This is a genomic window from Pseudomonas fluorescens (assembly GCF_900636825.1).
Classification (GTDB): Bacteria; Pseudomonadota; Gammaproteobacteria; order Pseudomonadales; family Pseudomonadaceae; genus Aquipseudomonas; species Aquipseudomonas fluorescens_BG.
Genome location: NZ_LR134318.1, coordinates 5,176,780 through 5,196,597, shown reverse-complemented (window position 1 = coordinate 5,196,597; position 19,818 = coordinate 5,176,780). Strand labels below are relative to the sequence as shown.

The following is a 19,818-nucleotide window of genomic DNA, read 5'->3' as shown; positions in this document are numbered from 1 at the left end:
AAGAATTTACAGAAGGAGATAATCCCGGCCTTCGACCTGACCCCGTCGCAGCGGGTTCCGCGTGCACCATTGTGCATACGCGGCGTCGACGAAGCGGTACAGCAGATGTTCGTCCCGACCGAGGGGAATGCCCAGCCGAGTAGTTTGAATGATGTGCGCGGGCGCCGGCCCTGTGTCCTCCACCAACAGCAATTCATGATCGAAACGTTTGGCATCCCACATCGGAACTTTCAAACCCAGCGCTTTGCACAATAACGTTTGCCCGGCGCACAACTTTTGCGTCGGCCGCGGCCGCCCCTGAGCATCGGGATTGTTCAGCAGCATCTGCGCAAGGCTCGCCGGGCCGCTGACTTCATCGACCCATGGATAAGCCGATTTGATCAGCACGGCATTGCCCGGACCCTGCGCGCTGAAGTTCAGCGAATCGCCGCCACGGGCGTAATACATATAAATGTGCCCGCCATCCAGAAACAAAGCCTTACGTTTTTCTGTGTAGCCAAGCGAGGCGTGACTGCCTTTCTCGGCAAAGTAATACGCTTCGGTTTCGATGATTCGCGCGCTCAGCCACAGCTCGCCGACCCGGTGGCGGATGACTTTGCCGAGCAGATCCTTGGCCAGGACCTGGGCGTCACGCTCGAAAAAACTGTCCGGCAGGCCCACGGGCAGGCGCGCAGGGGTCGAATGAAGAGGCACGTTGGTCATGATGGGCAAGGTTTATCCAGGCTCAAGAGGCCGTGATGATACCAACGCTGAGCTTAATTACGGCTGAACGATGGCCAATCGCAGCTGATTTCGACCATCCGCCCGTCACCGCTGTTAGTCGCGGGACGCGACAGCTATAATCTGCCGCTTTCCTCTTTGCCAAGACCCCAGCAGACCATGACTGAGTCCGTTCTTGACTACATGACCCGATTGGGTCGCGCCGCCCGTGAAGCCTCCCGGGTCATCGGCCGTGCCAGCACTGCGCAGAAGAATCGCGCGTTGCAGGCTGCTGCCAATGCTCTGGACGCTGCACGTGCCGAGCTCGCCGCAGCCAATGAACAGGATCTGGCCAACGGTCGCGCCAATGGCCTTGAGCCGGCTTTGCTGGAGCGTCTGGAACTGACTCCGGCGCGTATCGACGGCATGATCGTCGGCTTGCGTCAGGTGGCTGCATTGCCTGATCCGGTCGGTTCGATCCGCGACATGAGTTTCCGTCCGTCGGGCATTCAGGTCGGCAAGATGCGCGTGCCGCTGGGCGTGATCGGAATCATCTATGAATCCCGTCCGAATGTGACCATCGATGCGGCAAGTCTGTGCCTGAAGTCGGGCAATGCGACGATCCTGCGCGGTGGCTCCGAGGCGATTCATTCCAATCGCGCGATTGCCGCATGCATTCAGCGCGGTCTGGCCGAAGCCGAGTTGCCCGCCGCCGTGGTGCAAGTAGTCGAAACCACCGACCGTGCCGCCGTCGGTGCGATGATCACCATGCCTGAATACATCGACGTGATTGTCCCGCGCGGTGGCCGTGGTCTGATCGAGCGCATCAGCCGCGACGCCCGCGTACCGGTGATCAAACATCTGGACGGCATCTGTCACGTGTACGTTAGCGCAGACGCCGATCTGCCGAAGGCCGAGCGGATTGCCTTCAACGCCAAGACCTATCGCTACGGCATCTGCGGCGCGATGGAAACGTTGCTGGTCGATCAAGCGGTGGCAAAGGTTTTCCTCCCGGCCATGGCTGCCCGGTTCCGCGAGAAAGGCGTCGAGCTGCGTGGCTGCGAGCGTACCCGGGCGATCATCGACGCCGTCGCGGCCACGGAGGACGACTGGAGCACCGAGTATCTGGCGCCGATTCTGTCGATCCGCGTGGTCGACGGGCTGGATCAGGCTATCGAACACATCAACCATTATGGCTCTCATCACACCGACTCGATCGTCAGCGAAAACCTCGCCGACACCCGGCGCTTTGTCGCGGAAGTCGACTCGGCCTCGGTGATGATCAACACGCCGACATGCTTTGCCGACGGATTTGAATACGGTTTGGGTGCCGAGATCGGCATTTCTACTGATAAGCTGCACGCCCGCGGCCCGGTGGGGCTTGAAGGGCTGACCTGCGAGAAGTACATCGTGGTCGGCGATGGCCAGTTGCGCGGCCAGGCGACGGTTTGACTTGAGCGACCTCGACCTGATAGCGCCGCACACCGACAGCGAGTCCCGTCCGCAACGCATTGGCGTGTTGGGCGGCACGTTCGACCCGGTGCATATCGGCCATCTGCGTGGCGCGCTGGAAGTCGCCGAAGCGCTGGCGCTCGATGAGCTGCGACTGACGCCGAGCGCGCGGCCACCGCATCGCGGCACGCCGCAAGTGTCGGCGCAGGATCGGCTGGCGATGGTCGAGTGCGCGGTGGCCGGAGTGCCGCCGCTGGTGGTGGACGCCCGCGAATTGCAGCGGGACAAGCCGTCTTACACCATTGATACCCTGGAGTTGATGCGCGCCGAACTGGCCGCAGATACCCAGGTTTTTCTGCTTTTGGGCTGGGACGCATTTTGCGGCCTGCCCACTTGGCATCGCTGGGAAGAGTTGCTCCAGCATTGCCATATCCTGGTGCTACAGCGCCCGGACGCCGACAGCGAACCGCCGGATGCCTTGCGCAACCTGCTGGCAGCGCGTTCGGTGAGCGACCCGCTGGCCCTGAAGGGGCCGAGCGGACAGATTGCATTCGTCTGGCAGACACCGCTCGCGGTTTCCGCCACCCAGATCCGTCAACTGCTGGCCAGCGGTAAGTCGGTACGTTTCCTGGTGCCCGACGCGGTCCTGGCCTACATCGATGCGCACGGTCTGTACCGTGCGTCGAACTGAACAAGGCGTGCTTCACTGATACGAATCCACGTATCCCCAAGCCGCCGAATACATGAGCAAAACGAGTTTTATATGACTGACAAAGACCAAACCAAAGTAAAGCGCAAAGGCACGTTCAAGAGCGCGCCGCTGCCGGAGCCGGTCAACACCAACGAGCCGCTCACCGGCGCGCAACTGGTCGAACTGGCCAAGGCAGCCCTGGAAGACGTCAAGGCCCAGGACATCCAGGTCATTGATGTTCGCGACAAGCAAAGCATCACTGACTACATGATCATCGCCACCGGTACCTCCAACCGCCAGATCAACGCAATGCTCGACAAGGTTCGCGAAGAAGTTAAGAAGCAGGGCGCCAAGCCGCTCGGCGAAGAAGGCAAGGGCGACAGCGACTGGGTGCTGCTCGACCTTGATCTGGTGATCGTGCACATGATGACGGCCTCGGCCCGTCAGTTCTACGATCTGGAACGTCTGTGGGCCGGTGCCGAGCAAAGCCGTGCGGCAGATGCCAAACACCACAGCCCGGAAAACACCCACGAGCATTTCACCAAGCTCAACAAAGACCAGCTGTAAGGGATTGCTGTGCGACTGCGCCTGATCGCCGTCGGTTCACGCATGCCCAAGTGGGTGGAAGAAGGCTGGCATGAGTATGCCAAGCGTCTTCCGTCCGAGCTGGCGCTGGAACTGGTGGAAATACCGCTCAATACCCGTGGCAAGAATGCCGACGTGGCCCGATTCATCCGCCAGGAAGGCGAAGCCATGCTGGCCAAGGTCGGGCCGAACGAGCGGATCGTCACGCTGGAAGTCCACGGCAAACCCTGGAGTACCGAACAGCTGGCGGTCGAGCTCGACCGCTGGCGTCTTGATTCGCGTACGGTCAACTTCATGGTCGGTGGCCCGGAAGGGCTGGCGCCGGAAGTGTGTGCCCGCGCCGACCAGCGCTGGTCGTTGTCGCCGCTGACCTTGCCGCACCCGCTGGTGCGAATCCTGATCGGCGAACAGTTGTATCGTGCCTGGACCGTGCTGTCCGGTCACCCTTACCACAAGTAATCCAGCCCTCATGTCTCAGCCGATCCGCATCAAGGACCACGAAAAGGACGCACGTCTGGTGCGCAGCCGCGTCGTGTTCGGTGCGATTGTGATCGTGATGCTGATCGGCGTGCTGATCGCGCGGCTGTATTACTTGCAGGTGATTCAGTACGAGTACCACTCGACCCTGTCCGAGAACAACCGCGTCCACGTGCAGCCGATTCCGCCGACGCGCGGGCTGATTTTCGACCGCAACGGCGTGGTCGTGGCGGATAACCGTCCCAGCTTCAGCCTGAGCATGACCCGCGAGCGTTCCGGCGACTGGCAGCAGGTGCTCGACGTTATCGTCGAAGTGCTGGAGCTGACGCCCGAGGACCGGGTGATCTTCGAGAAGCGCATGCGTCAGGGGCGCCGGCCTTTCGAGCCAGTGCCGATCCTGTTCGAGTTGAGCGAAGAGCAGATCGCCCGCATTGCCGTGAACCAGTTCCGTCTGCCCGGCGTGGAGGTGGTCGCGCAGCTGGTTCGTCACTACCCGCAAGGCGCGCATTTTGCGCACTCGGTCGGTTACATGGGGCGGATCAACGAGAAGGAGCTCAAGAGCCTCGATCCGGTCAACTACAGCGGCACCCACCACATCGGCAAAACCGGCATCGAGCGTTTCTACGAGCCGGAATTGCACGGTCAGGTCGGTTACGAGGAAGTCGAGACCAACGCCCGTGGACGCGTGTTGCGCGTGCTCAAGCGCACCGATCCGATTCCCGGCAAGGACATCGTTCTCAGTCTGGACATCAAGTTGCAGGAAGCCGCCGAGGCCGCGCTTGGCGGGCGGCGCGGCGCGGTGGTGGCGCTCGATCCGAAGACCGGCGAAGTGCTGGCGATGGTCAGTCAGCCGAGCTTCGACCCGAACCTGTTCGTCACCGGTATCAGCTTCAAGGCCTACGCCGAATTGCGCGATTCCATCGACCGGCCGCTGTTCAACCGCGTACTGCGCGGGCTGTATCCGCCGGGTTCGACGATCAAACCGGCGGTGGCAATTGCCGGTCTGGATTCGGGCGTGGTCACGGCCTCCAGCCGAGTGTTCGACCCGGGCTACTACATGCTGCCCAACTACGATCACAAGTACCGGAACTGGAACCGCACAGGTGACGGCTTCGTCGACCTCGACACGGCGATCATGCGTTCCAACGACACCTACTTCTATGACCTGGCGCACAAGCTTGGCATCGATCGGCTGTCGGCCTACATGAACAAATTCGGCATCGGCCAGAAGGTCTCGCTGGATATGTTCGAAGAATCCCCGGGCCTGATGCCGTCCCGCGAATGGAAGCGGGCGACGCGCAAACAGGCGTGGTTCCCTGGCGAAACCCTGATCCTCGGGATCGGCCAGGGCTACATGCAATCGACGCCGCTGCAACTGGCCCAGGCCACGGCTCTGGTTGCCAACAAAGGCGTATGGAATCGGCCGCACCTGGCCAAATCCCTCGAAGGCGTGAAGCCGGTCGACGAAAATCCGATGCCGAACATTGTTCTGCGCGATCCGTCCGACTGGACCAAGGTCAACCATGGCATGCAGCAAGTGATGCACGGCGCCCGCGGAACCGCGCGCAAAGCGGCGATCGGCGCGCAATACCGCATCGCTGGCAAATCCGGTACGGCGCAGGTGGTGGCGATCAAGCAGGGCGAGAAATACGACCGCTCCAAGGTTCAGGAGCGTCACCGCGACCACGCCTTGTTCGTAGGCTTCGCCCCGGCCGACGACCCGAAAATCGTCGTGTCGGTGATGGTCGAGAACGGTGAATCCGGTTCCGGTGTCGCCGCGCCGGTGGTGCGTCAGGTCATGGACGCCTGGCTACTCGATCCGGAGGGACGGCTGAAGGCCGAATACGCCAGCCCTATCACTGCGGAGGCTACGGCCCGTGATGAATAATTTTGATCGCATGCTCTCCAGTGAGGATGTGATGCGTCGCCGCGCGACGTTGCTGCAAAGACTGCACATCGATGGCCCGCTGTTGATCCTGCTGCTGATTCTCGCTGCCGGCAGCCTGTTCGTGCTGTATTCGGCCAGCGGCAAAAGCTGGGATCTGCTCGGCAAGCAGGCCACGTCGTTCGGTATTGGCCTGGTGGCGATGATTGTCATCGCCCAGCTCGAACCGCGCTTCATGGCACGGTGGGTGCCGCTCGGTTATGTAATAGGGGTGGTGCTGCTGATCGTCGTCGACATCATGGGCCACAACGCCATGGGCGCCACGCGCTGGATCAACATACCCGGGGTGATCCGCTTCCAGCCCTCGGAATTCATGAAGATCCTGATGCCGGCGACGATCGCCTGGTACTTATCCAAACGCACCTTGCCGCCACAACTCAAGCACGTCGGCATCAGCCTGATGTTGATTGGCGTGCCGTTCATTCTGATCGTGCGTCAGCCGGATCTCGGTACCTCATTGCTGATCCTCGCCGGTGGCGCCTTCGTCCTGTTCATGGGCGGGCTGCGCTGGCGCTGGATCGTCAGCGTGCTGGCGGCGGCCGTGCCGGTGTCGGTGGCCATGTGGTTCTTCGTCATGCACGACTACCAGAAGCAGCGCGTGTTGACTTTTCTCGATCCGGAAAGCGATCCGCTCGGCACGGGCTGGAACATCATCCAGTCGAAAGCCGCAATCGGTTCCGGCGGCGTTTTCGGCAAAGGCTGGCTGCTTGGCACCCAGTCGCACCTGGACTTTCTCCCGGAAAGCCACACCGACTTCATCATTGCCGTGCTCGGCGAAGAGTTCGGCCTAGTGGGCATCTGCGCCTTGTTGCTGATCTACCTCCTCTTGATTGGCCGGGGCCTGGTGATCACCGCTCAGGCGCAAACGCTGTTCGGCAAATTGCTCGCCGGTGCCTTGACCATGACGTTTTTTGTTTACGTTTTCGTCAACATCGGTATGGTCAGTGGCCTGTTACCGGTCGTAGGGGTGCCGTTGCCGTTCATTAGCTACGGAGGAACTTCGCTGGTGACGCTGCTGTCAGCGTTTGGGGTTTTGATGTCGATCCATACCCATCGCAAGTGGATCGCACAGGTTTGAATAAGGTGAAGAGTGCAATGCAAGTAATGCGTGGCTGGGCGACTCGATGCGCGCCAGTGGTAGGCCTGATGGGCCTCCTGGGCAGCATGCAGGAAGCGCTGGCCGGCGAATACGAAGGCTCACCCCAGGTGGCCGAGTTCGTCGGTGAAATGACCCGCGACTACGGTTTCGCCGGCGAACAATTGATGGCGGTGTTTCGCGAGGCTGAACGCAAGCAGGCGATACTCGATGCCATTTCCCGGCCCGCCGAACGCGTGAAGCAGTGGAAAGAATATCGCCCGATGTTCATCACTGACGCGCGCATCGCTCGCGGGGTGGATTTCTGGCGTCAGCACGAGGCGACACTGGCCCGTGCCGAGCAGGAATACGGCGTACCGGCACAAGTCATTGTGTCGATCATCGGCGTCGAAACCTTTTTCGGACGTAATACCGGTAATTACCGGGTGATCGATGCATTGTCCACGCTGGGTTTCGACTATCCTCCGCGTGCCGAATTTTTCCGCAAGGAGCTGCGTGAGTTCCTCTTGCTCGCCCGCGAAGAGCAGGTCGATCCGTTGACCCTCAAGGGTTCGTATGCCGGGGCGATGGGCTTGCCGCAATTCATGCCGAGCAGCTTTCGCGCCTATGCGGTGGATTTCGACGGTGACGGTCACATCAATATCTGGAACAACCCGGACGATGCGATCGGCAGCGTTGCGAGCTATTTCAAACAGCACGGCTGGGTCGCCGGCGAACCGGTGGTCAGTCGCGCCGATGTGCGTGGCGAGCAGGTCGATGAGGGTTTGACCACTGGCATCGAACCGGTTAAGACGGCGGGAGAGTTGCGGGCGCTGGGCTGGTCAAGTCATGATGCGCTGCGCGATGATATGCCGGTTACGGCATTTCGCCTCGAAGGCGACAACGGCCCTGAATACTGGATGGGCCTGAAGAATTTTTACGCAATCACGCGTTATAACCGCAGCGTGATGTACGCCATGGCCGTACATCAACTGTCTGAACAGCTGGTACAAGCACGGGGCGTCAAGTAATGCAGGCATTGCCTAACAGTAAACCCCTGAAGCTGGTGGCATTCGCTGCGTTGGCAGTGCTGGTCGCCAGTTGCTCCACCAGCCGTTCGCCGACCCAGAAGACTTCCTCGACCGCTGTGCGCGCGCAGCCGGGCCTGGACATCAATCGCGCCCACAAAGATGGCGCGCCGTGGTGGGACGTCGATGTGTCGCGTATCCCTGACGCCACGCCGACCCTGCACACCGGAGCCTACAAGGCCAACCCGTACACGGTGCTGGGCAAGACTTATTTCCCGTTGCAGGAATCCAAGACCTATGTCGCATCCGGCACGGCGTCCTGGTACGGGACCAAATTCCATGGCCAGAACACCGCCAATGGCGAGGTCTACGATTTGTATGGCATGAGTGCCGCGCACAAGACCTTGCCACTGCCGAGTTACGTTCGGGTGACCAACCTGGACAACAACAAGACTGTGATCCTGCGGGTCAACGACCGTGGGCCGTTCTACTCCGATCGCATCATCGATTTGTCATACGCTGCGGCAAAAAAACTCGGCTATGCCGAAACCGGCACCGCGCGGGTCAAGGTCGAAGGCATTGATCCGCAGCAGTGGTGGGCGGCCAAGGGGCGTCCGGCGCCGCTGATGCTCAACGAGCCGCAAGTAGCGCAAAATAGCGCTCCGGTGATCACGGCGTCGGCCGGCACCGTCGAGCAATGGACGCCGCCGCCGCAGCAACACGCCGCGGCCGTCGTGCCGGTGCAGATCGATGCAAAAAAAAACGCTTCTGCACCAGCGTCTGGCCAGTATCTGCAGGTGGGCGCGTTCGCCAACCCGGACGCTGCAGAACTGCTGAGGTCGAAGCTCAGCGGGATGGTGAGCGCTCCGGTGTTCATCAGCTCGATCGTGCGCAATCAGCAGACCCTGCACCGGGTTCGCCTGGGGCCGATCGGCTCGCCGGGTGAAATCGCCCAGGTGCAGAACAGCGTGCGTCTGGCCAACCTTGGCTCGCCGAGCGTTGTAACCGAGTAAGTAACACGTAGACCTTGATTGACGGTTCACCAGCGATTGGGGGGTGAACCAGGTTGTTGGCTCGTCGAAGAACAAAAGCCCGGCAAGGGTGACTGGAGTGAGCAACTGAACCCGCGATGGCCCGTTAGAAGGCTGTCTGAATAAGTTTTGCCTTCGGGCAAGTTTCCATTAGCGATTTCGAGAGACGGATGAACATCACCACCTTTGCCAAACGCCTGTGTCTGCTAGTCCCGCTGCTCCTCTCGCCAGCCGCCTTTGCGGCCGAGATGATGCCGTCGCCACCACAACTGGCCGCCAAAGCCTACGTGCTGATGGATGCCAGCAGCGGCAACGTGCTGGTCGAAAACAACGGCGATCAGCGCCTGCCACCGGCCAGCCTGACCAAGCTGATGACCGCTTACATCGCGACTCTGGAAATCCGTCGTGGCCAGATCGGTGAAAACGATCCGGTGACCGTCAGCGAAAACGCCTGGCGCACCGGCGGTTCGCGGATGTTCATCAAGGTCGGCTCGCAGGTCACTGTCAGCGATCTGCTGCACGGCATTATCATTCAGTCCGGTAACGACGCCAGCGTCGCCCTGTCCGAACACATCGCCGGCAGCGAAGACGCGTTCGCCGACCTGATGAACAAGACCGTCACCGAACTGGGCATGACCAACACCCACTTCATGAACCCGACCGGTCTGCCAAACCCTGAGCACTACTCGTCGGCCCATGACATGGCGATTCTGGCCCGTGCGATCATCCACGAAGACCCTGCTCACTATGCGATCTACTCGCAGAAGGAATTCTTCTGGAACGGCATCAAACAGCCTAACCGCAACCTGCTGCTGTGGCGCGACAAGACCGTTGACGGTCTGAAAACCGGTCACACCGACGAAGCCGGTTACTGCATGGTGTCTTCCGCTGTCCGTGACGGCCAGCGCCTGATCGCGGTGGTGTTCGGCACCAACAGCGAAGTGGCCCGCGCCGCTGAAACCCAGAAGCTGCTGACCTACGGTTTCCGCTTCTTCGAAACCCAGACCTTCTATCAGAAGGGCACCGAGCTGGCGCAGGCCCCGGTCTGGAAAGGCACCACCAATCAAGTCAAGGCCGGCCTGGCGCAAGACCTGACCATGACTCTGCCGAAAGGCCAGCTGAAAAAACTTGCTGCGAGCATGACCATGAACCCGCAACTGGTTGCGCCAATCGCCAAGGGCGACGTGATCGGTAAAGTCGAAGTCAAACTGGAAGACAAGGTTGTGCACAGCGCTGACCTGATCGCTCTGGATGGCGTCGAGGAGGGTGGTATCTTCCGCCGCATGTGGGATAGCATCCGTCTATTCTTCTACGGCTTGTTCAACTGATTTAGTGTTGACCTGCATGGCCCCGCCCCGATCCGGTGCGGGGCCATGTGCGTTACCACGGCTTAAGAGGCCGTTACGCCATGACCGATACCGAAGTAAAGGCGCCGAAGATCGAATTCCCTGTAACGGATTATCCCGTCAAGGTGATCAGCGATACGGGCGTCGGTCGCAAAGACCAGATCATTGAAATCGTCAAGAAACACGCGACCATCAACGATGAGCGCATCGACGAGCGTCAAAGCAGCACTGGCAAGTACACCACCATTCAGCTGCACATCGTCGCCACCGATCAGGATCAGCTGTACAACATCAACAGCGAACTGCGGGCGACCGGCTTCGTGCACATGGTGTTGTGATGCACGGCACGCTGGGCTTTCGCGAGCTTGGCCAGATGGCTTACGAGCCGGTCTGGCATGCCATGCAACGCTTTACCAACGAACGCGGCAGCGCTGCAGCCGATGAAATCTGGCTCGTCGAGCACCCGCCGGTGTTCACTCAGGGCCAGGCCGGCAAGGCCGAACATCTGCTGTTGCCAGGCGATATTCCGGTGGTGCAGGTCGATCGCGGCGGCCAAGTGACTTATCATGGCCCCGGCCAACTGGTGGCCTACCTGTTGCTGGATGTGCGCAAGCTGGGTTTCGGCGTGCGCGATCTGGTCAGCCGCATGGAAGCCTGCCTGATTGAACTGCTGGCCAGCTACGGCGTTACCGCCGCCGCCAAGCCAGACGCTCCCGGCGTTTACGTCGATGGAGCAAAAATCGCTTCTCTGGGTTTGCGCATTCGCCACGGTTGTTCCTTTCATGGCCTGGCCCTGAACGTGGATATGAACCTGGAACCGTTTCGACGGATTAATCCCTGCGGCTATGCCGGGCTGGCGATGACCCAGCTGAGCGATCACGCAGGATCGATTGAATTTGCCGAGGTAAGTGCCCGGCTGCGCGCGCAGCTCGTCAAACACCTCGACTATGCTGAGCAGACGACCCTTACGGGCGGAATCGACTGATATGACTACTGATGCAGTGCAAACCATGATCCCGACGCTCGACGTGACCGAGCGCCCGGCCCCGCGTCCCAAGGTCGAAGCCGGCGTCAAGCTGCGCGGCGCCGAGAAGGTTGCACGCATCCCGGTCAAGATCATCCCCACTACCGAGCTGCCGAAGAAACCCGACTGGATTCGCGTACGCATCCCGGTGTCGCCGGAAGTCGACCGGATCAAGAGCCTGTTGCGCAAACACAAGCTGCACAGTGTCTGCGAAGAAGCGTCCTGCCCGAACCTGGGTGAATGCTTCTCCGGCGGCACCGCCACCTTCATGATCATGGGCGACATCTGCACCCGTCGCTGCCCGTTCTGCGACGTCGGCCACGGTCGTCCGAAGCCACTGGACGTCAATGAGCCGGAAAGCCTGGCCATTGCCATCGCCGACCTGAAGCTCAAGTACGTGGTGATTACTTCGGTTGACCGCGACGACCTGCGTGACGGCGGTGCTCAGCACTTTGCCGACTGCATCCGTGAAATCCGCAAACTGTCGCCGAACGTGCAGCTGGAAACCCTGGTTCCGGATTACCGCGGCCGCATGGACATCGCCTTGGAAATCACCGCGGCCGAGCCGCCGGATGTGTTCAACCACAACCTGGAAACCGTACCGCGCTTGTACAAGGCTGCGCGTCCGGGTTCGGATTACCAGTGGTCGCTGACCCTGCTGCAACGTTTCAAGCAGATGATGCCGCACATTCCGACCAAATCCGGTCTGATGCTGGGTCTGGGCGAGACCGACGAGGAAGTCATCGAAGTCATGAAGCGCATGCGCGAACACGACATCGACATGCTGACCCTCGGTCAATACCTGCAACCGTCGCGCAGCCACTTGCCGGTGCAGCGTTTCGTGCACCCGGACACCTTCGCCTGGTTCGCCGAAGAAGGTTACAAGATGGGCTTCAAAAACGTCGCTTCCGGCCCTTTGGTGCGTTCTTCGTACCATGCCGATGAGCAGGCGAAGCTCGTCAAGGCTGAGCTGCTGGGTTCCTGATTCAGCGCTGGATAAAAAATGCCCGCCGAGGATTTAGCGCCCGGTGGGCATTTTTTTGCCCGTCTTACATTCGATGCAGATTTTTCCTGCTGAATGCGGTGTAGCCGACCTCTTCTGTTTACCCGCGTTCCTGACTACTGTGTGCGCATGACTCACAGGGAGATCCAAGGATGACCGTTCGACCCACCCACACACTTTGTCCGCACCGAGCCGTGCCCGCGCTGCCCTCGGAAGGGCTGATCGGCGTCATAGCACCCGCCGGCCCCGGTTCCCTGGACACCGACAAGGCGATGCAATGGATGCGCGGCCGGGGCTATCGGTTGAAAGTGTTTCCCGGTGTCTACGAAGCCAATGGTTATCTGGCTGGCAGTGACGAGGTACGTCTGCGCGATCTGCATGCGGCGTTCGCCGATCCCGAAGTCGATGCGATCATTTGCCTGCGCGGTGGCTACGGCACGCCGCGATTACTGGACCGCATCGACTATGACTTGCTGAGCCGCAATGCCAAGCCGTTTGTCGGTTACAGCGACATCACGGCGTTGCACTTGGCGATCAGCCGTTACGCCGGGTTCGTGACTTTTCATGGCCCGTTGCTCAATGCCGATTTGCTCGGCGACAAAGAGCCGCCGACTGTCACCTCGTTCTTCGCCATGCTGCGCGGACAATTGAAGACGGGGAGTGTGCTGAGCCATCCGGTGGCTTATCCCTTGACCACGGTTGAGCCCGGCATCGCTCACGGGCGATTGCTCGGCGGAAACCTGGCAATGATCGCCGCGACCTTGGGTACGCCGTATGAGATTGATGTCGAAGGGGTGATTCTGTTTATCGAAGACATCAACGAGCCGCTGTATCGCATCGATCGCCTGCTGACCCAAATGCGTCTGGCCGGCAAGCTGGCCAAATTGCGTGGGGTGTTGGTAGGGGATATTGCGGGCGTGGATGTGGCTGCGCTGAACCGCTTGCTCAAGCAGACATTCGAGCCGTTGCGGATCCCGGTGGTGTCCGGCTGGCGCAGTGGCCATTGCGATCCGAACCTGACGCTGCCTCTGGGCGCGCTGGTGCGGCTGGATGCCGGGAAGCAGGAGCTGATGCTGGAGCAGGATGTGGTAACCCGATAAAACAAAAAAGATCGCAGCGTGCCGCAGCTCCTACACCGGATACATGTAGGCGCTGCGGCACGCTGCGATCTTTTGATTTTGGCTTTATTGCGAGCGCAGGCTTTCCAGCAACTTGTGCGTCGGATACCCATCCGCCGGCCAGCCCAGCGCCTGCTGCGCGCTGCGGATCGCCTTGCGTGTGTTGGCGCCGATAATGCCGTCTGCCGTGCCCGCGTCGTAATTGCGCTGGCTGAGCAAGCTTTGCAACTCAATGCGCTCGGTGCGACTCAGCGGCAAGTCGTCCTTCGGCCAGGTCCCGCCGATCATGCCCGCGCCGCTGAAGCGCTCCGACAACAGGCTCACCGCCAACGCATACGACGACGAATTGTTGTACTTGAGAATCGCCCGGAAGTTATCGAGGATCAGGAAGGCCGGCCCGCGATAACCCGCGGGTAGCAGCAGGGCAGCAGACAATTGCTCCGAGCCCGCCGGGACTTGACCGCCGTTCGGCATGATCACGCCCAGTTGCCGCCATTCGGCAACGCTCTTGCGAATTGCGCCGTCAGCCAGCGTGTAATCGAAGCTGCCGGGCAGTTGCACTTCAAAGCCCCACGGCTGGCCGCGCTGCCAGCCAGAGCTTTGCAAATAATGCGCAGTGGATGCGAGCGCATCGGCCGGGCTGCCCCAGATATCGCGTCGACCGTCACCGTCAAAGTCCACTGCGTGGGTGTTGTAAGTGGTCGGAATGAACTGCGTCTGGCCCATGGCACCAGCCCAGGAACCGAGCATTTTCTCCGGCGTGATATCGCCCTGTTGCAGGATCTGCAGGGCAGCGATCAGTTGTGCATGGGCAAAGCCAGGACGCCGCCCTTCATAGGCCAGAGTGGCCAGTGAATTGATCACCGACTTGCTGCCCTGGAACTGGCCAAAGTTGCTTTCCATGCCCCAAACCGACACCAGCGCTTGGCGATCGACGCCATATCGCTGCTCGATGCTTTGCAGAATGTCGGCGTACTGATTGATCAATGCCTGGCCTTTACGCACCCGCAACGGCGACAGCGCGCCATCGAGGTATTCCCACACCGGGCGGGAAAATTCCGGCTGACTGCGGTCGGCGCGAATCACACTGGCATCAAAGCTGACGTTGGCGAAGGCCTGGTCAAACAGGTCTGCGCGGATTCCGGCGGCCAGCGCATCCTTGCGGAAACCCGCCTGCCATTCGGCGAAGGTCTGCGTGGGCTGGATATCGAGAGGGTCTGCGGACGGCACTACCGGCGGGATGATCGCTGGGGCCGTGGCGACAGGGGCGGCTTGAAGGGGTTGCGCGTCGGCGGCGGTCGGTTTTTCCGCGCAGGCGACAAGCAGAATGAAGCTGGAGGCAGCGATCAGTTGGCGAACTGGCCAACGACGGGAAAGACTAAAGGGCATGCACGGTTCCAGGGGATGCGGATCAGGTGCAGACCTTAACATGACCGGGGGGTGCTGTGCTTCAGGCAGCCAGAAAGTAAGAAGCCTCCCAGCTGTCAGACTGGAAGGCTTCGCGGCGGTAGCTGCCTTTGCCCTTGTTTGGTCGTTCCTGACGACTGCGGAACAAGGGTTGGGCGACGATGGATTTGGCCTTGTTTGGACCATGCTTCGCTGGTTTTTTGCTCATGAGGGTTCTCTCGAGTGAGTGAATTTTGCGGGGCAATAATCTGCCGATGTTGTGTATCTGTCTATAGGACAAATATGGGCAGTGTTTGTAGGAAAACAAGATCAAAGGATCGCAGCGTGCCGCAGCTCCTACAGGGATCGGTGTAGGAGCTGCGGCACGCTGCGATCTTTTGATGTTATTCGGCAGGCAGAGAAAGACGCTGGCCAGCCATCAACAACGCCAGTCGACTCAGGCTCATCCACGGCGAGCCCGCCGCCTGGCCTTTGATCTGCGCATCGATGCGCTGGGCTTCGAGCAACAATTGCGCCCAGCGTTGCGCCGAGTAGCGTTGCAGGGCTTTGCTCATCAGTGGTTTGCGCTTGTCCCAGACCGGCGGTTTCGCCTGACTGAAGCACTTGTCCAGCGGCGTGCCCTGGCTGTACTGCAACGAGATGTTGGCCAGCAGGCGCAACTCCCGCGCCAGGGCCCAGAGAATCACTGGCGGTTCCACCCCTTCGCCGCGCAGACCTTCGAGCATGCGCAAGGCGTGGGCGGGTTCACCGTTGAGTACCGCGTCGGTCAGCCCGAACACATCAAAACGCGCACTGTCGGCAACGGCCGCCTGCACGGTTTCAACGGTGATCTGGCCACCTTCGGCCATCAGCTTGAGCTTTTCGATCTCCTGCGCGGCAGCGAGCAAGTTGCCCTCAACGCGGGCGGCGATCAGTTCGACGGCGTCCTGGCTGGCCGACAACCCGGCCTGCGACAGACGTTGACGAATCCAGCTCGGCAGCTGGTTGGCATCCACTGGCCAGATCTGGATGAACTGAGTGTGCTGGCCTTCGACCAGGGCCTTGCCCCACTTGGTTTTCTGCGCGCTGCCATCGAGCTTGGGCAGGCTGATCAGCAGCACCGTATCTTCCGCGGGGCGCGAGCAGTATTCGATGAACGCGGCGGCGCCTTTGTCACCCGGCTTGCCCGAGGGCAGACGCAATTCCAGCAGACGTTTTTCCGCGAACAACGACATGCTCGCGCCGGCCTGCAACAGCGTGCCCCAATCGAAATTGGCGTCGGCGGCGAAAACCTGGCGTTCGTCAAAACCCTGCTGGCGAGCAGCGCTGCGGATTGCATCGGCCGCTTCCTGACATAACAGTGGGTCATCGCCACTGATGATGTAGACCGGGCCGAGGGCACCTTGCAGGTGTTTGGTGAGTTGGGCGGGAGCGAGCTTCATAAGGAATACCGAACGGGGCGCCGGAGCGCCCCGAACGTCTTACTGCTGTGGCACTTCGAGCGGGGACTGACGCGGGGTTTCCGCTTCAGCTTTTTGCGCCGCTTCCAGCGCGTCGGCGTCAGCCTTGGCGCGGGCATTGGCCGCTTCCTGCAGCTGCTGCAGTTGGCCCGGCGTCAGTTGCTGCAGGCGCAGCATCATGCGTTGAACCAGCTCACGACGGGTTTCGCGACGGGCGTCGTTGGCTTCTTGATCGGAGCCGACAAGGTTGTTGCCGTCGTGAATGAACACCTTCTGCACTTCGAGCTTGTCGCTCAGCAGCGGCAGATTGTTTTCGCCACGAATGTCATAGCTCAGGACAGTGTTGACCTGGTATTCACCCGTACGACCAGCGCCGGCGTAGCTGAGGATGCGCTGGCTTTCCTGCTCGTCAGCCAGAAACAGTTTGTACGGCGCACCGCTGTAGACCTTGACGCCGCTGGACTCAAGCACCTGGCGCAGTTGCGTGACGGTCTCGCCGTAGGCATTGCGGGCGCTCAGGTCGAGTTCCTTGATCGTCAGTTCGGTGGTGCCGGTGCCGCGCAGCTGGAAACCGCAGGCGCTCAGCAGAACAGCGAGGCCCATCACCAGCAGATTGCGTTTGATCATTGTGTTGCTCCCCTTGAAACCATGTGGGCCGGCCTTGCGGCCCGAAAGGTTTTTACAGGGCGCCAGGCAGACCTGACGCCCAATCCAATTTAGCTGGCGACGATGTTGACCAGTTTGCCCGGCACCACGATCACTTTGCGAATAGTCAGGCCGTCGACGAAACGCAGTACGTTTTCGTTGACGCGGGCGGCGGCTTCGATTTCCTCGCGGGTCGCGCTGGCCGGCATTTCGATCTGACCACGCAACTTGCCATTGACCTGGATGACCAGTGTCAGGCTGTCTTGCACCAGCGCACTTTCGTCCACCGCCGGCCAGCCAGCGTCGATCACCGCATCGGCGTGGCCCAACTGCTTCCACAATTCGTGGCTGATGTGCGGGGTGATCGGCGCCAACAGCAAGGTCACCGCTTCCAGACCTTCGTGCAGCAATGCGCGGTCCTGTTCGGTGCCTTGGGCGGCTTTTTCGAGCACATTCATCAGCGTCATCACTTGGGCAATGGCTGTGTTGAATTTGTGGTTTTGGCCGACGTCGTGGCTCGCCTGTTTGATCGCCAGATGAATCGCACGGCGCACGGCTTTTTGCGCGTCGGTCAACGCGGCGATGTCCAGTTTCCCCGGCAAGCTTTGGGTAACGTGGGCTTGCGCCAGGCGCCAGACGCGCTTGAGGAAGCGGTGCGAGCCCTCGACGCCGGAGTCCGACCATTCAGCGCTCATGTCAGGTGGCGAAGCGAACATCATGAACAGGCGGCAGGTATCAGCGCCGAACTGATCGATCATCGACTGTGGATCGACGCCGTTGTTCTTCGACTTGGCCATTTTTTCGGTGCCGCCGATTTCCACCGGCAAACCATCGGTCTTCAGCTTGGCACTGATCACCTTGGCTTTGCTGTCGCGCTCCAGTTCCACGTCCGCCGGGTTGAACCAGGTGTAGGCACCGTTGGCTTCGCGGCGATAGTAGGTCTCAGCAATCACCATGCCTTGGGTCAGCAGGTTCTTGAACGGCTCGTTCGAGCTGACCAGGCCTTCGTCGCGCATCAACTTGTGGAAGAAGCGCGCATACAGCAGGTGCAGAATGGCGTGTTCGATACCGCCGATGTACTGATCTACCGGCAACCAATGGTCGGCTGCGGATTTTTCCACCAGGCCGCCGGTGAAGTGCGGCGAGGCGTAGCGGGCGTAATACCAAGACGACTCGACGAAGGTGTCCATGGTGTCGGTTTCACGCTTGGCCGGCGCGCCGCATTTCGGGCAGCTGCATTCGTAGAATTCGGGCATGCGTGCCAATGGCGAACCGGCGCCGTCCGGCACCACGTCTTCCGGCAAAACCACGGGCAGTTGATCTTCCGGTACCGGCACGTCACCGCAGGTATCGCAGTGGATGATCGGGATCGGGCAGCCCCAGTAGCGCTGGCGGCTGATGCCCCAGTCGCGCAGGCGGAACTGGGTGCGCGAAGCGCCGAACTCTTTCTTGATCAGGGCTACTTCCATGGCGTCGAACGCGCCGGCGAAGTCGAGGCCGTCGAACTCGCCGGAGTTGATCAGCGTGCCGTGCTCGCCGTAGGCATCTTGCCACGGGGCCGGGTTGGTCTCGCCGGAACTGGTGCGCACCACCGATTTCACCGGCAGGTTGTACTTGTGGGCGAATTCGAAATCGCGCTCATCGTGGGCTGGCACAGCCATTACCGCGCCGTCGCCGTAATGCATCAGCACGTAGTTGGCGACCCACACCGGCAGTTTTTCACCGGTCAACGGGTGCTCGACGAACAGGCCGGTTGGCAGGCCTTTCTTCTCTTGCGTGGCGACGTCAGCTTCAGCGACGCTGCCGCCTTTGCATTCAGCGATGAACGCTTGCAACTCAGGGTTGTTTTTCGCGGCGAGGGTGGCCAGCGGATGTTCGGCCGCGACGGCGACATAGGTCGCGCCCATCAGGGTGTCCGGACGGGTGGTGAAGACCTTAAGGGTGCCGGCTTCGCCGATCGAATCGACGTTGTACGGGAACTGCACTTCCATGCCACGAGACTTGCCGATCCAGTTGCGCTGCATGGTCTTGACCTGCTCAGGCCAGCCAGTCAGCTCGTCGAGGCTCTCCAGCAGCTCATCCGCGTAGGCGGTGATCTTGAAGTAATACATCGGGATTTCGCGCTTTTCGATCAGCGCGCCGGAGCGCCAGCCGCGACCATCGATCACCTGCTCGTTGGCCAGAACGGTCTGATCGACCGGATCCCAGTTCACGGTGCCGCTTTTCTTGTAGATCACGCCTTTTTCGAACAGGCGAGTGAACAGCCATTGTTCCCAGCGGTAGTAATCCGGCTTGCAAGTCGTGACTTCACGCGACCAGTCGACTGCCAGCCCAAGGCTGCGCAATTGCGACTTCATGTAGGCGATGTTTTCGTAGGTCCACTTCGCCGGAGCCACGTTGTTCTTCATCGCGGCGTTTTCCGCCGGCATGCCGAAAGCGTCCCAACCCATCGGTTGCAGAACATTCTTGCCTTGCATGCGCTGGTAGCGGGAGATCACGTCGCCGATGGTGTAGTTACGCACGTGCCCCATGTGTAGCTTGCCGCTGGGGTAAGGGAACATCGACAGGCAGTAGTAGGTTTCCTTGCCTGGCTGTTCACTGACTTCAAAGGACTTTTGCTCGTCCCAGAACGACTGGGCGGCGGCTTCGATTTCACGGGGCTGATATTGTTCGTGCATGGCTACTTTTGTACTGGATAGGGGTGGCCTAATCCTCTTCAACGCAGGTTCCGGGGTGGCCCGGACGAGCTGGAAGTGGAATTACAGGAAGCGCCGTAGCATACATGACCGCGCTTGGCCTAGGGAAACCCTGATTACAGCTACATACGCCGCAATATATGCATGGGGGGCCGTT

Annotated in this window: 19 protein-coding genes; 13 read left to right on the top strand and 6 right to left on the bottom strand. The window is 60.6% G+C overall.

All coding sequences use genetic code 11. The annotated features are described in order from the left end of the window. Positions 1-6: 6 nt before the first annotated feature. Positions 7-702, bottom strand: coding sequence for a DNA-3-methyladenine glycosylase (locus tag EL257_RS23695; protein ID WP_126368246.1), 696 nt, complete (start codon positions 700-702; stop codon positions 7-9). Positions 703-879: 177 nt separating this feature from the next. On the opposite strand from EL257_RS23695, the gene EL257_RS23690 reads away from it, so the two are divergent. The 13 genes from EL257_RS23690 to EL257_RS23630 all read left to right on the top strand — a co-directional run bounded on the left by EL257_RS23690 (position 880) and on the right by EL257_RS23630 (position 13,456). Next, complete coding sequence (locus EL257_RS23690) at positions 880-2,151, top strand: glutamate-5-semialdehyde dehydrogenase (protein WP_126366685.1); 1,272 nt, start codon at positions 880-882, stop codon at positions 2,149-2,151. Next, positions 2,120-2,842, top strand: a complete 723-nt coding sequence (gene nadD, locus EL257_RS23685; protein WP_126366683.1) for a nicotinate-nucleotide adenylyltransferase — start codon at positions 2,120-2,122, stop codon at positions 2,840-2,842. Before EL257_RS23690 ends, nadD begins: the two co-directional genes overlap by 32 nt. 72 nt (positions 2,843-2,914) lie before the next feature. Then, positions 2,915-3,409, top strand: a complete 495-nt coding sequence (gene rsfS, locus EL257_RS23680) for a ribosome silencing factor (protein ID WP_126366681.1) — start codon at positions 2,915-2,917, stop codon at positions 3,407-3,409. Positions 3,410-3,418: 9 nt separating this feature from the next. After that, complete coding sequence (gene rlmH, locus EL257_RS23675) at positions 3,419-3,886, top strand: 23S rRNA (pseudouridine(1915)-N(3))-methyltransferase RlmH (protein ID WP_003185785.1); 468 nt, start codon at positions 3,419-3,421, stop codon at positions 3,884-3,886. A gap of 10 nt (positions 3,887-3,896) precedes the next feature. Further along, positions 3,897-5,792 carry a penicillin-binding protein 2 gene (gene mrdA, locus EL257_RS23670; protein WP_126366679.1) on the top strand — a complete coding sequence of 632 codons (1,896 nt, stop codon included), beginning with the start codon at positions 3,897-3,899 and terminating at the stop codon, positions 5,790-5,792. A gap of 31 nt (positions 5,793-5,823) precedes the next feature. Continuing rightward, entirely contained in the window at positions 5,824-6,927 is a 1,104-nt protein-coding gene (gene rodA, locus EL257_RS23665; RefSeq protein ID WP_172604581.1) for a rod shape-determining protein RodA, read from the top strand. A gap of 17 nt (positions 6,928-6,944) precedes the next feature. Next, a complete protein-coding gene (gene mltB, locus EL257_RS23660) occupies positions 6,945-7,955 on the top strand; it encodes a lytic murein transglycosylase B (protein ID WP_126366675.1) in 1,011 nt (336 codons plus the stop codon). Further along, complete coding sequence (locus EL257_RS23655) at positions 7,955-8,965, top strand: septal ring lytic transglycosylase RlpA family protein (protein ID WP_126366673.1); 1,011 nt, start codon at positions 7,955-7,957, stop codon at positions 8,963-8,965. Before mltB ends, EL257_RS23655 begins: the two co-directional genes overlap by 1 nt. Before the next feature lie 188 nt (positions 8,966-9,153). Beyond that, positions 9,154-10,311, top strand: a complete 1,158-nt coding sequence (locus tag EL257_RS23650; protein WP_126366671.1) for a D-alanyl-D-alanine carboxypeptidase family protein — start codon at positions 9,154-9,156, stop codon at positions 10,309-10,311. Between the two features lie 80 nt (positions 10,312-10,391). Beyond that, positions 10,392-10,667 carry a DUF493 domain-containing protein gene (locus EL257_RS23645; RefSeq protein ID WP_093098020.1) on the top strand — a complete coding sequence of 92 codons (276 nt, stop codon included), beginning with the start codon at positions 10,392-10,394 and terminating at the stop codon, positions 10,665-10,667. Further along, positions 10,667-11,314, top strand: a complete 648-nt coding sequence (gene lipB / locus EL257_RS23640; protein WP_042610579.1) for a lipoyl(octanoyl) transferase LipB — start codon at positions 10,667-10,669, stop codon at positions 11,312-11,314. The genes EL257_RS23645 and lipB overlap by 1 nt, the downstream gene beginning before the upstream one ends. 25 nt (positions 11,315-11,339) lie before the next feature. Beyond that, positions 11,340-12,338: a lipoyl synthase gene (gene lipA / locus EL257_RS23635; protein ID WP_160768663.1), complete on the top strand. Its 999-nt coding sequence runs from the start codon at positions 11,340-11,342 to the stop codon at positions 12,336-12,338. Positions 12,339-12,508: 170 nt separating this feature from the next. Further along, positions 12,509-13,456, top strand: coding sequence for a S66 peptidase family protein (locus tag EL257_RS23630; protein WP_126366669.1), 948 nt, complete (start codon positions 12,509-12,511; stop codon positions 13,454-13,456). Between the two features lie 84 nt (positions 13,457-13,540). On the opposite strand, the gene EL257_RS23625 is transcribed toward EL257_RS23630, so the two are convergent. The 5 genes from EL257_RS23625 to leuS form a co-directional block, all read right to left on the bottom strand. Beyond that, the gene (locus EL257_RS23625; protein ID WP_126366667.1) at positions 13,541-14,863 is read right to left on the bottom strand and encodes a lytic murein transglycosylase; all 1,323 of its coding nucleotides are present in this window, start codon (positions 14,861-14,863) and stop codon (positions 13,541-13,543) included. A 61-nt stretch (positions 14,864-14,924) separates the two neighbouring features. Continuing rightward, the gene (gene arfA, locus EL257_RS23620) at positions 14,925-15,089 is read right to left on the bottom strand and encodes an alternative ribosome rescue factor ArfA (protein ID WP_126366665.1); all 165 of its coding nucleotides are present in this window, start codon (positions 15,087-15,089) and stop codon (positions 14,925-14,927) included. 175 nt (positions 15,090-15,264) lie between these two features. After that, entirely contained in the window at positions 15,265-16,302 is a 1,038-nt protein-coding gene (holA, locus tag EL257_RS23615; RefSeq protein WP_126366663.1) for a DNA polymerase III subunit delta, read from the bottom strand. Between the two features lie 39 nt (positions 16,303-16,341). Further along, positions 16,342-16,947: an LPS assembly lipoprotein LptE gene (lptE, locus tag EL257_RS23610; protein ID WP_126366661.1), complete on the bottom strand. Its 606-nt coding sequence runs from the start codon at positions 16,945-16,947 to the stop codon at positions 16,342-16,344. A gap of 89 nt (positions 16,948-17,036) precedes the next feature. Next, positions 17,037-19,643, bottom strand: coding sequence for a leucine--tRNA ligase (gene leuS, locus EL257_RS23605; RefSeq protein WP_126366659.1), 2,607 nt, complete (start codon positions 19,641-19,643; stop codon positions 17,037-17,039). Positions 19,644-19,818 lie beyond the last annotated feature (175 nt).

Coding starts and splice junctions, on each gene's coding strand:
- arfA (WP_126366665.1), bottom strand. CDS start 15,089: ATGAGCAAAAAACCAGCGAAGCATGGTCCAAACAAGGCCAAATCCATC.
- leuS (WP_126366659.1), bottom strand. CDS start 19,643: ATGCACGAACAATATCAGCCCCGTGAAATCGAAGCCGCCGCCCAGTCG.
- rodA (WP_172604581.1), top strand. CDS start 5,824: ATGCGTCGCCGCGCGACGTTGCTGCAAAGACTGCACATCGATGGCCCG.
- lptE (WP_126366661.1), bottom strand. CDS start 16,947: ATGATCAAACGCAATCTGCTGGTGATGGGCCTCGCTGTTCTGCTGAGC.
- holA (WP_126366663.1), bottom strand. CDS start 16,302: ATGAAGCTCGCTCCCGCCCAACTCACCAAACACCTGCAAGGTGCCCTC.
- EL257_RS23655 (WP_126366673.1), top strand. CDS start 7,955: ATGCAGGCATTGCCTAACAGTAAACCCCTGAAGCTGGTGGCATTCGCT.
- EL257_RS23645 (WP_093098020.1), top strand. CDS start 10,392: ATGACCGATACCGAAGTAAAGGCGCCGAAGATCGAATTCCCTGTAACG.
- lipA (WP_160768663.1), top strand. CDS start 11,340: ATGATCCCGACGCTCGACGTGACCGAGCGCCCGGCCCCGCGTCCCAAG.
- rsfS (WP_126366681.1), top strand. CDS start 2,915: ATGACTGACAAAGACCAAACCAAAGTAAAGCGCAAAGGCACGTTCAAG.
- EL257_RS23650 (WP_126366671.1), top strand. CDS start 9,154: ATGAACATCACCACCTTTGCCAAACGCCTGTGTCTGCTAGTCCCGCTG.
- EL257_RS23630 (WP_126366669.1), top strand. CDS start 12,509: ATGACCGTTCGACCCACCCACACACTTTGTCCGCACCGAGCCGTGCCC.
- mrdA (WP_126366679.1), top strand. CDS start 3,897: ATGTCTCAGCCGATCCGCATCAAGGACCACGAAAAGGACGCACGTCTG.
- mltB (WP_126366675.1), top strand. CDS start 6,945: ATGCAAGTAATGCGTGGCTGGGCGACTCGATGCGCGCCAGTGGTAGGC.
- EL257_RS23695 (WP_126368246.1), bottom strand. CDS start 702: ATGACCAACGTGCCTCTTCATTCGACCCCTGCGCGCCTGCCCGTGGGC.
- nadD (WP_126366683.1), top strand. CDS start 2,120: ATGGCCAGTTGCGCGGCCAGGCGACGGTTTGACTTGAGCGACCTCGAC.
- EL257_RS23690 (WP_126366685.1), top strand. CDS start 880: ATGACTGAGTCCGTTCTTGACTACATGACCCGATTGGGTCGCGCCGCC.
- lipB (WP_042610579.1), top strand. CDS start 10,667: ATGCACGGCACGCTGGGCTTTCGCGAGCTTGGCCAGATGGCTTACGAG.
- EL257_RS23625 (WP_126366667.1), bottom strand. CDS start 14,863: ATGCCCTTTAGTCTTTCCCGTCGTTGGCCAGTTCGCCAACTGATCGCT.